Origin of the sequence: Actinopolymorpha rutila (assembly GCF_013407855.1) — a bacterium.
GTDB lineage: Bacteria > Actinomycetota > Actinomycetes > Propionibacteriales > Actinopolymorphaceae > Actinopolymorpha > Actinopolymorpha rutila.
Map to the genome: position 1 here is coordinate 177,321 of NZ_JACBZH010000001.1, position 15,864 is coordinate 193,184.

A 15,864-nucleotide genomic window follows, 5' to 3' on the forward strand; every position below is an offset into this window, starting at 1 on the left:
GGCCGTACGCTTGCCTCCCGTGTCGACCGACCACCTGAGCGAGGCCCAGCAGCGCGGAGTACGAGAACTCCTGCGAATCGCCCCCGTGATCGACGAACTCGGCGCGCGGTTCCAGGCCGCCGGTGCCCGGCTCGCGCTCGTCGGCGGCTCCGTCCGTGACGCGCTGCTCGGCCGGCTCGGCCTCGACCTGGACTTCACCACCAGCGCCCGGCCAATCGAGGTCGAACGCCTGCTCACCGGCTGGGCAGACGCGGTATGGGACATCGGCCGCGAGTTCGGGACGATCGGCGCCCGCAAGGGCGACTGGACTATCGAGATCACCACGTTCCGTGCGGAGGCGTACAGCTCCGACAGCCGCAAGCCCGCGGTCACGTTCGGTGACACGCTGGAGGGCGACCTCGGCCGGCGCGACTTCACCGTCAACGCGCTCGCGGTCAACCTCCCCGACCGGGCGTTCGTCGACCCGTTCGGCGGGCTGACCGACCTGGCCGCGGGGGTGCTGCGGACACCCGGCCGGCCGGAGGACTCCTTCACCGACGACCCGCTGCGGATGATGAGGGCGGCGAGGTTCGCCAGCCAGCTCGGCTTCTCGGTGGCGCCGGAGGTGGTGGCGGCGATCCGCGCGATGGCCGACCGGATCACCATCGTGTCCGCCGAGCGGGTCCGGGACGAGCTGGTGAAGCTGGTCCTCGGCCCCGACCCCCGTGCCGGGCTGGAGCTTCTCGTCGGCGCCGGGCTGGCCGACCACATCCTGCCCGAGCTTCCCGCGCTGCGGCTGGAGCTCGACGAGCACCACCGGCACAAGGACGTGTACGAACACAGCCTCACCGTGCTCGACCAGGCGATCGCCATGGAGGGGCGGATCGGCACCGGTGGCCCCGACTTCGTGACCAGGTTCGCCGCGCTGATGCACGACGTGGGCAAGCCGGCGACCCGGCGCTTCGAGGACGGCGGCCGGGTCACCTTCCACCACCACGAGGTCAAGGGCGCCCGGATCACGACCAAGCGGATGCGTGCGCTGCGGTTCTCCGGTGAGCAGATGGACGCGGTGTCCCGGCTGGTGGAGCTGCACCTGCGCTTCCACGGGTACGGCGGAGGGGAGTGGACCGACTCCGCCGTACGCCGCTACGTCCGCGACGCCGGGCCGCTGCTGGATCGGCTGCACGTGCTCACCCGCGCCGACTGCACCACCCGCAACCGGCGCAAGGCGGCCTCCCTGCAGCGCACCTACGACCAGCTGGAGGAGCGGATCGCGCGGCTGGCCGAGGAGGAGGAGCTGGCCAGCATCCGGCCGGACCTCGACGGCAACGAGATCATGCAGACGCTGGGCGTCCCGCCTGGTCCCGTGGTCGGCCGGGCGTACAAGCACCTGCTGGAGGTACGCCTGGACCAGGGACGGTTGGACAAGGACGCCGTACGCGGCGAGCTGCTGCGTTGGTGGGCGGAGCAGCCGGAAGCCCGGGCCTGAGCGATTCCGTCCGGCCGGTGCGCCCATGCGGCCCGTCGGTCACTCCGCGGCCGATTCGGAGGAGACCGGGGTACGAGGGCGCAGGCGTACGCCGGTGAGCCGGGCGTAGCCGACCGCGGCGGCGACGTAGGCCACCGCGGTGACCGCCAGCACGGCGTACGAGCGCCCGGTCGGCGGCAGCGTCAGCGCGGCAAAGGCGGCGGCGAGCACGACGACGACGTTGAACAGCACGTCGTACAACGAGAAGACCCGGCCGCGGTAGACGTCGGCGACGGTCTCCTGCACCAGCGTGTCCACACAGATCTTCACACCCTGGGCGCACAGGCCGAGGACGAACGCGGTCACCAGGACCGCGGGCACGGTGAAGAAGGTGCCCGGTACGAGCACCGCCACGGCCCCGACGAGGAAGAGCACCACGATCCAGGCCTCCTTCCGGATCCGCCGGACGGCGATCGGCGTGAGCAGCGCCGCCGACCCGAAGCCCAGCCCGGACACCAGCACCGCGGTGCCCAGGCCGGCGATCCCGGCGGCGGCGTCGCCCGCGGCGAAGTAGTTGCGATAGAGCAGGATGATCGCCACCGTGCACAGGGTGAAGAAGAAGCGCTGGACCGCGATCGCCGCCAAACCGAACGCCGCGGGCCGGCACTCCACCACGTGCCGCGCCCCGTCGGCCAGGCCGCGCAGCACGTGCCGGACCGTCGCGGCGACCTCGGCGCGTGCCGCCGCGAGGTCCGGCCCCAGCATCGGCCGCGGAATCCGCAGCACCAGCAGCGCGCTGGCGGCATAGCCCAGACTGGCGAGGACCAGCACGACGTACTCCGCGGTCGCCGGAGCTCCCCACCCCAGCGCGGCCGCGGTAGAGCCGACGCCCAGGCCGACGAGGTAGGCGAGCGTCCCGCAGGTCGGGGTGACCGCGTTGGCCAGCACCAGGCGTTCGGTGGAGACCACGTGCGGCAGGGCCGCCGACAGGGCCGCGAGCAAGAAGCGGTTGACAGACAGGCAGGCGAGGACGGCAAGGACGAACAACGGCCCCTCGCCGCCCCCGCGCGTCACCGCCAGGACGATCAGCACCAGCACCGCGCGAACGGCGTTGCACCACACCATCGTCTGCCGCCGCGACCAGCGGTCCAGCAGCACACCGCAGAACGGGCCGAGCAGGGAGAACGGCAACAACAACACCGCGAACCCGACCGCGATCGCGGTGGCGGTCGGCTGGCGTTCGGGAGAGAACAGGACGTACGACGCGATCGCGACCTGAAACACCCCGTCGGAGAACTGCGAGACCAGCCGGACGGCGAACAGCCGCCGGAAGAATCGGTGCCCCAGCAGGGTGGCGAGGTCACGCAGAAACCGCACCCCAGCAGGGTAGGCGGTTCAGCGCTCGACCTCTCCGCGGATGAACTTCTCCACCAGTTCGCGGGCCACGTCGTCGGAGTACTGCTCCGGCGGACTTTTCATGAAGTACGACGACGCCGAAAGGATCGGCCCGCCGATGCCGCGGTCCTTGGCGATCTTCGCCGCCCGGATCGCGTCGATGATGATGCCGGCGGAGTTGGGCGAGTCCCAGACCTCCAGCTTGTACTCCAGGCTGAGCGGGACATCGCCGAACGCGCGGCCCTCCAGTCGTACGTAGGCCCACTTGCGGTCGTCCAGCCAGGGCACGTGGTCGCTCGGGCCCACGTGCACGTTGCGCTTCTCCAGGTGGTGCGGGATCTGCGACGTGACCGACTGCGTCTTCGAGATCTTCTTCGACTCCAGCCGGTCCCGCTCCAGCATGTTCATGAAGTCCATGTTGCCGCCGAAGTTGAGCTGGTACGTGCGCTCCACCACGACGCCGCGGTCCTCGAACAGCTTCGACAGCACGCGGTGTGTGATCGTCGCGCCGACCTGGCTCTTGATGTCGTCGCCGATGATCGGCAGCCCGGCCTCGGTGAACTTCGCCGCCCACTCCGGGTCGGTCGCGATGAACACCGGCAGGGCGTTGACGAATGCCACCCCGGCGTCAATCGCGCATTGCGCGTAGAACTTGTCCGCCGCCTCCGAACCCACCGGCAGGTAGGAGACCAGCACGTCGGCCTCGGCCGCGCGCAGCGCCGCAACGATGTCAACCGGCTCTTGCTCGGACTCGCTGATCGTCTCCCGGTAGTACTTCCCGAGCCCGTCCAGCGTGTGCCCGCGCTGGACCGTGATCCCGGTCGGGGGTACGTCACAGATCCTGATCGTGTTGTTCTCGCTGGCCCTGGTGGCGTCGGCGAGGTCGAGGCCCACCTTCTTGGCGTCGACGTCGAACGCGGCCACGAACTCGACGTCCCGTACGTGGTAGTCGCCGAACCGCACGTGCATCAGCCCCGGCACCTTCTGGGTGGGGTCGGCGTCGCGGTAGTAGTGGACTCCCTGGATCAGCGACGTCGCGCAGTTTCCCACGCCGACGATGGCAACCCGGATCGACTGCGGACTCATGGACCTTCTCCTCGGTTCTCAGTGGTCTTGGGTGTGGCGCTGTTCTGGGTGGCGGTCTTCGGGATGGTGGTCGTCGGCGTGGCGGTCGGCCGGCTCGGGCCGGTCGGGCAGTTCCTTGGCGGCGGGGCGGCCCACGCGTTCGGAGGCGATCAGGTCGCTGAGCCAGTGCACCTCCCGCTCGACGGACTCAACGCCGTGCCGCTGGAGTTCGACGGCGTAGGTGTCGAGGCGTTCCTGCGTACGGTGGAGTTGCGCGCGGGTGCGGTCCAGGCGCTCCTCCAGCCGCCGTCGCCGGCCCTCCAGGATGCGCAGGCGTACAGCCGCGTCCGTGCGCGCGAAGAACGCCAGGCGGACGCCGAAGTTGTCGTCGTCCCAGGCGGACGGCCCGCCCTCGGCCAGCAGTTCGGTGAGGAGTTGCTCACCGGCGGGGGTGAGGCGGTAGACGATCCGCGCCCGGCGCCGGGCGGCGGTGCCGGTGGAGGTCCGGTCGCCGACGTCGGTGGCGGAGGAGTCCTCGCTGACGCAGTCCCGGGCTAGCAGGGACTTCAGGCAGGGATAGAGCGAGCCGTAGGACAGCGCGCGTCCCCACCCGAACCTCGCGTTGAGGCGCTTGCGCAGCTCGTAACCATGCATCGGCGCCTCGTGCAGGAGTCCCAGGACCGCGAGCTCGAGTACGCCCCCGCGGCGTGCCATGCACCTCACCGTCCCTGTCCCGCGTCGTCCAGCGCCGTTCCGAGCCCCGTTCCAAGCCCGATCCGGGCTGATCCAAGCCTGCCCGTGGCGCCGCCTCACGATGCCCGGCCCGCACCGATTTGGACATTGTCCACTATTCGATGTATCGAACTGATACATCGTGTCGAGATGTTCGGACGATAGAGGCGGGCGCCGTGGAAGCGCAAGGGGTGACCGCTCCGGGGACCGACGGCGGCCGGGCCGATCGGCAGGTTTGATCGCCGCACCTGCGCCGCGGGACTCGACGCTCCCGCCGAAGGCCGTACTCTCGTTGGCATGTGGTCCCAACGGTCGGTAGTCGATTACAGCCTGCAGCGGAAGGCGACGCTGCAGGCGCTGCGTGGTGGCCACGCGACCGTGATGGAGGACGTGTGCGACGCCGACCCGTACCTCCTCCGGGCGGCGAAGTTTCACGGGGAACCGACCGACCGGCCCTGCCCGATCTGCCGGAAGGAGAAGCTGACCCACGTCACCTACGTCTTCGGTGACGAACTCGGTCAGTACTCCGGCCGGATTCGGCAGACTCCCGAGCTGGAGAGGATGGCCCGTGAGCACGGTGAGTTCCGGGTCTATGTCATCGAGGTCTGCCAGGGTTGCTCGTGGAATCACCTCACGCTTTCGTACGTCCTCGGTGACGGTGTGCCACGGCGGCCGCCTCGTCGGCAGCGCACAGTCGAGGACGAGTACTCCTAGCCGGGCCAACTGCCGTACCCTCGTCAGCGCCAATCCGCTGCCGGGCAACCCCCTGGAACGACACCGTGACACATAGACACGAAGACAGGTATGCCGACGACCACACCTCCGTGGACGTCTATGGCGATCCACGCGAGGATCGGGGACCTCGCGGGCACCGCCAATCCCGCAGGCGACCCAGACGGCGCCTGCGGCGCTTTCTGCTCGGTTGCCTGTTCGCCTTCCTCGGGATCGCCATCCTGGGCATGGTGGCGTTCGTCATCGGCTACGCGCGCACGTCCGTGCCGGACCCGAACGCGAAGCTGGACTCCAACGCGACGACCATCTACTACCGCGACGGCAAGAACGTCCTGGGCTCCTTCCACGCCCAGAACCGCATCTCGGTGCCGCTGGACCAGGTGCCCAAGAACACCCAGGACGCGGTGATCGCGGCGGAGAACCGCAGCTTCTGGACCGACCGAGGTGTGTCGCCGACCGGTATCGCCCGCGCCGCGTGGAACACCGCGCGGGGTCAGAACGTCCAGGGTGGTTCCACCATCACCCAGCAGTACGTCAAGAACTACTACCTGACCCAGGAACAGACCTGGACCCGCAAGGTGAAGGAACTCTTCATCACCCTGAAGGTCCAGCGGCAACTGTCCAAGCAGGAGATCCTGCAGAACTACCTCAACACCAGCTACTTCGGCCGCGGCGCATGGGGCATCGAGACCGCCTCGCAGGCGTACTTCGGCAAGCACGTCCAGGATCTCAAGCCGCAGGAGTCGGCGGTGCTGGCGTCCCTGCTGCGGGCGCCGTCCTTCTACGACCCGGCCACCGACCCGACCAACCGGCCCCGGCTCGAGGCTCGCTACCACTACGTGCTCGACGGGATGGCCAAGCTCGGGCACCTGTCCATCGCCCAGGCCGCGCAGGAGCCGCTGCCGAAGATCAAACCGATCAGCAAGAGCAGCAACAACTCCGGACCGGGTGGCTACCTCGTCAGCCAGGTGCGCAAGGAGCTGGTCAAGCTCGGCTACAGCGAGGCGCAGATCGAGACCGGCGGCCTGCAGGTCACCACGACCGTCGACGCCAAGGCCCAGCGCGCCATGCAGGACGCGTTCGCGAAGCACTTCCCGACCAAGAACGCCAAGGGGGTGTACGCGGGCGGCGCCGCCGTGCGTCCGGGCACCGGCGAGGTCGTCGCGATGTACGGCGGGAAGGACTACATCAAGCGCCAGTTCAACGACGCCACCCAGGCCAAGCTCCAGCCGGGCTCGACGTTCAAGTCGTTCGCCCTGGCCGCCGCGCTGGAGGACGGGGTGTCCCTGCGCAGCCGGTTCGCCGGCAACTCGCCGTTCCTACTCGACAACGGCGACAGGGTGCGCAACGAGTTCAACCGCGACTACGGCCGCTACGTCGACCTGATGCAGGCCACGAGGGACTCGATCAACACCGCCTACGTCGACCTCACCGTCAACAAGATCGGCCCGAACGCGGTGTACGGCGCGGCACTGCGCGCCGGCGTACCGGCGAACTCGCCCGGCCTGGACAAGCACGCGAAGATCGCACTCGGTTTCGCGTCGGTGTCCCCGATGGACATGGCCAACTCCTACGCCACCTTCGCGGCCGAGGGCAGGCGCGCGCCGTGGCACCTGGTGGAGAAGGTCACCGCACCGGGCGGCAACGTCCTGCACGAGACGAAGGTGACGAACAAGCGGGAGTTCAGCAAGCCGGTGGTCCGCGACCTCGACTACGCGCTGGAGGACGTGGTGAAGCACGGCAGCGCGGAGGAGGCGGCGAAGGGCCTCGGCCGCCCCGCCGCAGGCAAGACCGGCACCCACGAGGACCAGACGGCGTGGTTCGTGGGCTACACCCCACAGTTGGCCGCCTCGGTGGCGTTCTACAAGGACGCGAACGGCGACGGGAAGAAGGAGTCGCTGGACAACGTGGGCGGAATGAACACGTTCTTCGGCGGCGGCTACCCGGCGCGGATCTGGACGGCGTTCATGCGCGAGGCGCTGGCCGGCCAGCCGGTACTTCAGTTCCCGCCGCCGGCCAAGCTCGGCAAGGTCGTCAACCCCAAGCCGACCTTCACCCCGCCGCCGCCCCAGCCGACGCCGACCGACACGCCGACCCCGACCGACACGCCGACGCCGACGCCGACTCCCACGGACACACCCACGCCGACGCCGACGCCGACCTTCACCCGGAAGCCGCCGGGCCCGAAGCCCAAGCCGACCGAGACCCTCCCCATCCCGACCCCCACCTCGTCGCCCAGCCCGACCAGGACCAAGGGACCCCACCGGCCGTTCCCGTGAGCCCGGCCCAGCGGTGACTGCCGGGAGACGGGAGCCGACGCGTCGTCCCGACCTGTTGACGCGGTGTAGGTCGTTCGGCGTGGCACCGGGAGGGTGCCCACCCGGTCAGCGCGATAGGGCACGATGGGCTCCGACGTGACGCCGGACCGGACGGAGGCGCGGGTGAACAGGAGTCCCTCCCGGGAGGATCCCCTCGCCCGCCTTGCGACCACCTGGCTCGGCGGCCCGGTCGGTCTGCACGCGCGCCTGAGTGGCAACCGGTGGACGCCGCTGGCGGTTGCGTTCGCGGTGACGACGGGGATGTTCGTCCTCGGCGTCCTGCAGAAGGTGCCGTGTCACGGCGTGGGCTGGCCGCGCGAGTCCGGGTACGCCTTCAGCCATCTCTGCTACACCGACGTGCCGTACCTCTACCGCGAGCGCGGCTTCGCCCAGGGCAACCTCGCGTACCTCGACACCGGCAACTACCCGCCGCTGGAGTACCCCGTCCTCACCGGCGCGGTGATGCAGGTGACCGCCTGGCTGACCCAGGCGTTCGGGTCCGGGGACGCGATGCGCGACAGCGTGCTGTACTTCGACCTCACCGTCGTGTTCCTGTTCGTCTGCGCGCTGGTGACGGTGTGGGCTCTCGCCCGGCTGTGCCTGCGCCGGCCGTACGACGTGTTGTTCTTCGCCGCGGCACCGGTGCTCGCACTGGCCGGCACCATCAACTGGGACCTCGCGGCGGTCGCCCTCACCACCTGTGCGCTGCTGGCCTGGTCGCGGTCGCGTCCGTACCTCGCCGGCATCCTGATCGGGCTCGGCGCGGCGACGAAGTTCTACCCGCTGCTGTTGCTGGGCCCGCTGCTGGTGCTCGCGCTGCGCACCGGCCGGATGCGGTTGTGGACCACGACCACGCTGTCGGCGCTGGCCGCGTGGCTGGTCGTCAACCTGCCGGTGATGCTCCTCGCGGAGAGCAGTTGGGCGGTGTTCTGGTCGTTCAACACCGCGCGGATGGGCGACTTCGGATCGATCTGGTACGTCCTCGGGCTGGCCGGGCACCCGCTCAAGGCGGTCAACACGGTCTCCCTCGGGCTGTTCGGGCTGGCCTGCGCCGGGATCGCGGCACTGGGGCTGTTCGCGCCCCGGCGACCGCGGCTGGCCCAGCTCGCGTTCCTGACGGTCGCGGCGTTCCTGCTGGTCAACAAGGTCTACTCACCGCAGTACGTCCTCTGGCTGCTGCCTCTGGTGGCGCTGGCCCGGCCGCGGTGGCGGGACTGGACGATCTGGCAGGTCGGTGAACTTCTCTACTGGCTGGCCATCTGGCTGCACCTGTCCGGCAGCCTGGCCGCGGGTGGTGCGGAGCGGCTCTACTGGCTCGCCGTGGCCATCCGGGTGGCGGCCACCGGCTACCTGTGCGTGCTGGTGGTCCGCGACATCCTGCGGCCCTCCGCCGACGTCGTGCGGGCCGGTGACCGGGTCGACGACCCGACCGGCGGGCCCTTCGACGACGCAGCCGACGCGGACTGGTGGCGTGGAGGACGCTCCCGGAGTCCGGAGCCGACCGAACGGGCCCTGCAGGAGGAGGGTGTGGCACGGTGAGCAACCGACGCAGGTGGACCGAGGACCCGCCGGAAAGACCCGGCCGCGGTGACGGCGGGCGTGGCGGAGGCCGCGCCGCAGGTCCCGGTGGCTCCGGCGACTCGGCCGGGCCCGGTCCGTGGGACGAACGTTCCAGGTCCGGGGACCCGTTTCCGAGCCGGCCGGCGCGCCGCCGTGCCGACGGCGGCCCCGACTGGCGGGAGAGGCTGGCATCGCCGCTCCCCGACGAGCCGGCGGACGACCGTACGCCCCGGCCAGGTGCGCCGGCGCCCGGCCGCCGCCGCCGGGAGAACGTGCCGCCCGAACCCGAAGGAGACCTCTGGGGTAGCGGCGGTACCGCCAGCACAGGCGGTGCCAGTGGTGCGGGAAGTGGCGGTGTCGGCCGTACAGGCGGTGCCGGCAGCACGCCTCGGTCGACCGAACCGGTGACGGACACCGGCTGGTACGGCGCCTCGGAGGTGCAGGCTTCCGCGCCGCCGTGGGACGCCCCCGACTGGGACTCACCCGACTGGACCATGCCGGAACGCAGTACGCCGGAGTGGACGCTCGACACCACCGGTCCCGACGACCGGGCGGCCGGTGGCAGCGGCCGGGACGACGGTTCGGACGACAGCCCGGGCGGGGGCGAGCGGCGCCGCGCCGACCGGCAGGGTCCCTCGTGGCCGGACGAACTGGACGGCCCGGGCAGTGGTGCGGACGACGAACCGTCCGCGCCGCTGACGCCGATGGGCGGCACCCCGGCACCGGCGCCCGCTCCGGACGACCGCGCGGCGGACCGGCCCGTCCAGCCGGGCCGACCGAGCGAGCCGGGACGGCCGGGTCGGTCCGAGCCGGCGAACGGGCCGGCGGCCGCCCGATCCGTTCCAGCTGAGCCCGCCGCGAAGGCCGGGTTCGATGGACCTGACGGACCTGGCTGGGCAACCCCGGAGCCGGAGACCGAACGCTCCGCCGCCTCGGGCGCGGGTGAGCCGCGGAGTTCCTCCCGGCTCCGGTGGCTGCCCGAACGCCTGCGACCGACGCCCGGTGACCTGCAGGTGCTGGCCTGGTGGGTGCTGACCCGCCTCGGCATCCTGTTGATCGCGATGACCGGGCCCTGGCTGTTCCACGGCACCGGCAAGATTCCGAGCTTCTGGGACTCCTGGAAGCAGTGGGATTTCTGGCACTTCGACCGGATCGCGACGTTCGGCTACTTCGCTCCTGGCTGGAGCACGCCGATCGAGGCGTTCTTCCCCGGCTTCCCGATGACGCTGCGGCTGGGTGTCCTGGTCGGGATTCCCACCGTGGTGGGCGGCCTGCTGGTGTCGTTCGTCGCCGGGGGTGTCGCCGCGGTCGCACTGGCCCGGCTCGCCGACCGCGAGTGGGGACCGGGCGCTGGGCGGTACGCCGCGGCGATGTGGATGCTGGCGCCGCCGGCGATCTTCCTCGCCGCGCCGTACACCGAGGCGCTGTTCCTCGCTCTGGCGATCCCCGCCTGGCTGTCCGCCCGCCGGGGCACCTGGTGGCTCGCCGCCGTGCTCGCCGCCGGTGCGTGCACGGTCCGGGTGTCGGGCATCTTCCTGGTCGTCGCGCTGGCGGTGGAGTTCCTCACCTCCGGGCGCCGGAAGCAGTTGCTGGACGGACTGTGGCTGGCGCTGCCGGCGGTCCCGGTGCTCGGCTACATGGCCTACCTCTACGCGAACACCGGCGACTGGCTGCGGTGGTACCACGCCCAGTCGCAGGAGTGGTACCGCGGCTTCACCCCGCCATGGGACTCGTTCTTCAACACCTGGAACGCCGCGACCGGGCACACCGCGTTCGGTGACGTGAGCGACGCGCTGCGGGCGAACTTCGAGTGGATGTTCCGGGCCGAGCTCGTGGCCATGCTGCTCGGCCTGGTCGTCACGGTCGTCCTGCTGACGCTGCGCCGGTGGGGCGAGGCCACCTGGGTGGGCGTGCAGGTGGCGGCGTTCGCGACGTCGTACTGGTTCTTCTCCGTTCCCCGGGCCACGCTGCTGTGGTTCCCGCTGTGGATCGGCCTGGGTGCCCTGGCTGTCCGGCGGCCGTGGGTGTGGCGGGCGTACGTCATCCTCGCGGTGCCGTTGTTCGGGATCTGGGCGGCCGCCTACCTCACCGGCCGCTGGTCAGGCTGACCCCGCCGGACCAGCAGGCTCCGCGTTCCAGGCGAGCCGGAACCACCGCCGCCGGCCGATCCGGAGCAGCGCGCCCTCCCCGGTGCCGGCGGGCAGCACCTGGTCGACGTCGGCCAGCACGCGGTCGTCCAGGCGTACGCCGCCCTGGTCGACCAGGCGCCGGGCTGCGCTGCGGCTCAGGTCCGGCTGGGCGAGACAGACCAGGTCCCAGACGGTGAGCCAATCCGTCTCGGTGGCGACGGACAGCACCGGCACGTCGGTGGGTTCGTGCCGGGCGGAGAACGTCGACCGGAACCACTGGCGTTCGGCCGCCGCCCGGTCGGCCCCGTGGTAGCGCGCGACGACCGCCTCGGCGAGCCCCAGCTTGGCGTCCCGGACCTCCCGGCCACCGCGTTCCACCGCCGGCCGGGCCTGCTCGGCCACGGACATCGGCACGGTCGTGTAGACCTCGAGGTAGCCCGGGACGAGCGCGTCCGGGATGCTCATCAGCTTGCCGAACTTCTCCCGCGGCGGGTCGGTCAGTGCCACGTAGTTGCCGAGGCTCTTGGACTGCTTGGCCCGGCCGTCGATGCCCGGCGTGATCCTCGTGGTGATCACCACCTGCGCCTTGCCGCCGAGCCGCTGCTGGTAGTGCCGGCCGAGCATCTCGTTGAAGAGTTGGTCGCTGCCCACGATGGTGAGGTCGGAGCGCATCGCCCACGAGTCGTAGCCCTGCAGGACGGGGTAGACGAGCTCGTGCATCGCGATGTCGCGGCCCTCGGCGACCCGGCGGCGGAACATGTCCCGCGCCATCAACTGGCCGTGGGTGACGTGTGACAGCAGGGTCAGCCAGTCCCGTGTGGTGAGGGTGTCGTACCACTCGGAGTTGCGGCGTACCTCGAACACCTCGGGTTCGGTGCGCAGCACCATGCCCGCCTGCTCCAGGAACGCCGCGGCGTTGGCCTCGATCGCGGCCCGGGGCAGGACCGGCCGGGTCTCGGCGCGGCCGGTCGGGTCGCCGACCTGGGTGGTCACGTCGCCGAGAAGGAAGACCACCGTGTGGCCGGCGTCCTGTAGGCGGCGCATCATCCACAGGTTGACCGCGTGGCCGAGATGGAGGAACGGTGCGGTGCAGTCGACGCCGTACTTGATCCGCAGCGGGCGGCCGGAGTCGAGCAGGGCTTCGAGCTCGGGGCGGCTCACCACCTCGTCGGTCGTGCGGGCGAGGTCGGCGAGCAGGGCAGAGCGGTCGGCGGCAGAATGGTTGGCGGCTGAGCCGCCCGGGGTGGCAGACACGGGTCGGGATCCTTCGAGGTCAGCAGCGGAAGGGCGCACCCTGACGAGGGCGGCCCGGGACGGCGCGTCAGCGCCGATATCGCTGCTGGGTCCCGATCACGCGAGGAAGCCTAGCGGACAGCCGGGAACGAAGCTGTGGATCAGTCCAGAACGACCCGGTCGAACTTCGTGATCGCCATCCCGACGTTGACCGGCAGCTCCGCACCCACCTCCGGCGGGCGGACCGACTCCGGCAGGAAGAGCACGCTCACCTGCATGTGCGGCGGCTCGGCGAACCACCGCCGCTTCCCGTCCACGGAGTACGGCGACAGCGCCCGGCCGGACGCCTCCAGCCCGCTGGCGGCCAGCACCCGGGCCCGGGTGCGCAGGTCGGCGACGTGGCTCGGCGCCTCCAGCGCGATGCCGTGCGCGGTGCCACCGCTGGCGACGACGAGATGCCCGGCGCCCGGCACCCGGCGCTGGCGGTAGCCGAACCGGTCGCCCTTGCTCACCGGGTGCACGTCGAGCACGTGCGCCCGAGCGGCGTAGGCCTCGCGGTCGGCCAGCCACAGCCGGGTGCCGATCCGCGACCGGATCTCCAGGCCGGGGTGGGCGGCGGTGAGCGTGCCGAGCTCCTCCGGCGTCACGTGGGAGACGAACAGCCGGTCGTACGACACGCCGCCGTCGTTCAGCCGCTCGATCCAGCCGGTGACCTCCGGCCCGTGACGTCCGGCCGAGGGCAGCGGCAGGTGCAGTGCGAAACCCTCGCAGCGCACACCCTCCAGCAGCTTCACCACGTCGGCCAGCTCGCCGGCGGGAACCCCGTGCCGGCGCATCGCGGTGAACAGCTCGACGACCACGCGCGGGCGTCCGGGGCCGTCGGCGAGGGTGCGCAGGTCGGCCACCCTGCTCACCGTGGAGATCACCCGCGGGTCGTCCGGCACCTCGTCGAAGGGCCGGATCGGGGTCAGGACCAGCAGGTCGCCGGGGAACGCCTCGCGAACCGCGGCCAGCTCCTCGTACGTCCCGACGGCCAGCGTCTCGACGCCCATCCGGGTCGCCTCGGCGGCCAGCAGCGCGTGCCCGAAGCCGTAACCGGTGCCCTTGACCACCGGGACCAGCCGTGGGTACGCCGTGGCGACGGAGTCCAGGTGGCCCCGCCAGCGGGCCGAGTCGACGTGCAGTGTCAGCGACATCCGCGGGCTACCCCCGTCGGCGCATGTAGAGGTCGAAGGCGGTGTACAGCATCCGGGAGATCGGCAGGTCCCACTCGCCGAGGTACTCCGCGGCCTCCCCGCCGGTGCCGAGCTTGAACTGCAGCAGCCCGAAGTGGGAGTCGGACTCGTCCATGGTGTCGGTGATGCCGCGCAGGTCGTAGACCCGGGCACCCGAGGACAGGGCGTCCCGGATCATCTCCCACTGCAGCGCGTTGGACGGGCGGACGTCGCGCTTGGCCGTGGACGACGCGCCGTAGGAGTACCACGCGTGGGTGCCCACCTGGACGCCGACGGTCGCCGCGGCCAGCTCGCCCTCGTGGTGGGCGAGGTAGAGCTTGGCGCGGTCGGGGTGCTCGGCGTTGAGGGCGCGGAACATCGTCACGAAGTACGCCAGCGGGCGCGGGGTGAAGTGGTCGCGCCGGGCGGTCTCGACGTACAGCTGGTGGAAGGCCGGCAGGTCGTCGGCCGATCCCCGGCTGACCTCGACCCCTGCCTTGGCGGCCTTCTTGATGTTGCGCCGCCACAGCTGGTTCATCCCGGACAGGACGGCCTTCTCGTCGCGGTCCTCCAGTGGCAGCTGGAAGACGTAACGCGGCTGGCCGGCGGCGAAGCCGGAGGCGTTCTCGGCCGGCGGGCGCCAGCCCAGGGACCGCAGCTGGTCGGCCACGGCGAGCGCGGCGTGGTCGCTGTGGTCGGGGGTCACGTCACCGAGGGTGCGCGGCCCCGAACCCTCCTCCGCCAGGGCGGCCTTGACGGTGGCGGCGGACCAGCGGCGGGTGATCACCGGCGGGCCCATCCGGATCCCGAACGCGCCCTGCGCGCTCACGTGCTCGGTGAGCGGCGTCAGCCATCGGCCCAGGTCGCCGTCGGTCCAGTCGATCACCGGGCCCTCGGGGAGGTAGGCGAGTGAACGCCGCATCCGGGGCAGCCGGCGGTAGAGGACCAGGCCCGCGCCGATGACCTTCTCACCCTCGTCGCCGGCGTCCACCCAGCCGACCGACTCCGCTTGCCACTCGCGCTTCACCTCGCCCCAGGCAGGGGTCTGGAGGAAGCTGGCCGACTCCCGGGACTCCAGGAAGGCCAGGTGCTCGGCAGGGGTGAGAGTTCGTACGCGCAGGACCACGGAGGCGAGGCTACCGGTCCTGGGCTGCCCGCGCGCCCGGCCGGCCTGGCTTCCCGGTAAGCAGGAATCCGGGCGTCGGTGGGGCCGCTACCGACTGTCCAGGCGTCGGCGCAGCCAGTCGATGTCGGCGCCCTGGCCGTCGGCGCCGCCGGGCGTCTCCACGATCACCGGCGCCCCGGCCGCCCGGACCACGGCCAGCAGGTCGTCGCCGTCGATCTTGCCCGAGCCGAAGTTGGCGTGCCGGTCGCGCCCGGAGTCGAAGGCGTCCTGGGAGTCGTTGGCGTGCACGAGGTCGACCCGCCCGGTGATCGCCTTCACCCGGTCGACGACCGTGCCCAGCTCCTCGCCGCCCGCGTGGAAGTGGCAGGTGTCCAGGCAGAACCCCACCGTGTCCCCGCCCTCGGCGTCGGTGACCGCCGCCCACAGGCGCTCGATCCGGTCCAGGTGGCGGGCCATCGCGTTGTCGCCGCCGGCGGTGTTCTCGATCAGCACCGGGCACGGCATGTCCATCCGCTCGATGCACTTGCGCCAGTTGTCGAAGCCGACCTCGGGGTCGTCGCTCCTGGAGACGTGCCCGCCGTGCACGATCACGCCGCGCGCACCGATCTCGGCGGCCGCGGTCACCGTCTGCTGGAGCAGTTTGCGCGACGGGATGCGGATGCGGTTGTTGGTGGTGGCGACGTTGATGACGTACGGCGCGTGGACGTAGAGCCCCACCCCGGCGTCGGCGGCGGCGGCCACCAGCGCCTCGGCGCCGCCTTCGTAGGCGAACTTCGGGCCCTTCCACCCCTGTGGATCACCGAGGAAGAACTGCGCGATGTCGGCCGAACGCGCCCGCGCCTCGGCGATCGGGTCCTCCTGGTCGACGTGCGCTCCGAGCGGCAGGCTGGTCATGCACGGCACCCTACGAGGC

Annotated in this window: 12 protein-coding genes; 5 read left to right on the plus strand and 7 right to left on the minus strand. The window is 71.3% G+C overall.

What is annotated here, in order from left to right:
- Positions 1 to 19 precede the first annotated feature (19 nt).
- Entirely contained in the window at positions 20 to 1,468 is a 1,449-nt protein-coding gene (locus tag F4554_RS00800; RefSeq protein WP_337795814.1) for a CCA tRNA nucleotidyltransferase, read from the plus strand.
- 39 nt (positions 1,469 to 1,507) lie between these two features.
- On the opposite strand, the gene F4554_RS00805 is transcribed toward F4554_RS00800, so the two are convergent.
- The 3 genes from F4554_RS00805 to F4554_RS00815 are packed head-to-tail and all read right to left on the minus strand — an operon-like array spanning position 1,508 to position 4,621.
- A complete protein-coding gene (locus tag F4554_RS00805; protein WP_179785574.1) occupies positions 1,508 to 2,824 on the minus strand; it encodes an MFS transporter in 1,317 nt (438 codons plus the stop codon).
- An 18-nt stretch (positions 2,825 to 2,842) separates the two neighbouring features.
- A complete protein-coding gene (locus F4554_RS00810) occupies positions 2,843 to 3,928 on the minus strand; it encodes an inositol-3-phosphate synthase (protein ID WP_179785575.1) in 1,086 nt (361 codons plus the stop codon).
- Between the two features lie 18 nt (positions 3,929 to 3,946).
- On the minus strand, positions 3,947 to 4,621 hold the full coding sequence (locus tag F4554_RS00815; RefSeq protein WP_179785576.1) for a PadR family transcriptional regulator: 675 nt from the start codon (positions 4,619 to 4,621) through the stop codon (positions 3,947 to 3,949).
- 315 nt (positions 4,622 to 4,936) lie between these two features.
- On the opposite strand from F4554_RS00815, the gene F4554_RS00820 reads away from it, so the two are divergent.
- The 4 genes from F4554_RS00820 to F4554_RS33390 all read left to right on the plus strand — a co-directional run bounded on the left by F4554_RS00820 (position 4,937) and on the right by F4554_RS33390 (position 11,357).
- The gene (locus F4554_RS00820; RefSeq protein WP_179785577.1) at positions 4,937 to 5,353 is read left to right on the plus strand and encodes a DUF5318 family protein; all 417 of its coding nucleotides are present in this window, start codon (positions 4,937 to 4,939) and stop codon (positions 5,351 to 5,353) included.
- A 245-nt stretch (positions 5,354 to 5,598) separates the two neighbouring features.
- Entirely contained in the window at positions 5,599 to 7,650 is a 2,052-nt protein-coding gene (locus F4554_RS00825; protein ID WP_179785578.1) for a transglycosylase domain-containing protein, read from the plus strand.
- Between the two features lie 162 nt (positions 7,651 to 7,812).
- The gene (locus F4554_RS00830; protein ID WP_337795815.1) at positions 7,813 to 9,228 is read left to right on the plus strand and encodes a glycosyltransferase family 87 protein; all 1,416 of its coding nucleotides are present in this window, start codon (positions 7,813 to 7,815) and stop codon (positions 9,226 to 9,228) included.
- A gap of 425 nt (positions 9,229 to 9,653) precedes the next feature.
- Positions 9,654 to 11,357, plus strand: a complete 1,704-nt coding sequence (locus F4554_RS33390) for a mannosyltransferase family protein (RefSeq protein WP_337795816.1) — start codon at positions 9,654 to 9,656, stop codon at positions 11,355 to 11,357.
- On the opposite strand, the gene tyrS is transcribed toward F4554_RS33390, so the two are convergent.
- From tyrS to F4554_RS00855, 4 genes are all read right to left on the minus strand, one after another.
- Positions 11,349 to 12,632, minus strand: coding sequence for a tyrosine--tRNA ligase (tyrS, locus tag F4554_RS00840; RefSeq protein WP_179785580.1), 1,284 nt, complete (start codon positions 12,630 to 12,632; stop codon positions 11,349 to 11,351). The two genes, F4554_RS33390 and tyrS, sit on opposite strands and share 9 nt — an antisense overlap.
- Before the next feature lie 140 nt (positions 12,633 to 12,772).
- Positions 12,773 to 13,807 (minus strand): alanine racemase, encoded by a 1,035-nt coding sequence (locus tag F4554_RS00845; RefSeq protein ID WP_179785581.1) that lies wholly within the window; start codon positions 13,805 to 13,807, stop codon positions 12,773 to 12,775.
- Positions 13,808 to 13,814: 7 nt separating this feature from the next.
- Complete coding sequence (locus tag F4554_RS00850) at positions 13,815 to 14,951, minus strand: peptidoglycan bridge formation glycyltransferase FemA/FemB family protein (protein WP_179785582.1); 1,137 nt, start codon at positions 14,949 to 14,951, stop codon at positions 13,815 to 13,817.
- Between the two features lie 87 nt (positions 14,952 to 15,038).
- Entirely contained in the window at positions 15,039 to 15,845 is an 807-nt protein-coding gene (locus F4554_RS00855) for a deoxyribonuclease IV (protein ID WP_179785583.1), read from the minus strand.
- Positions 15,846 to 15,864: the final 19 nt, after the last annotated feature.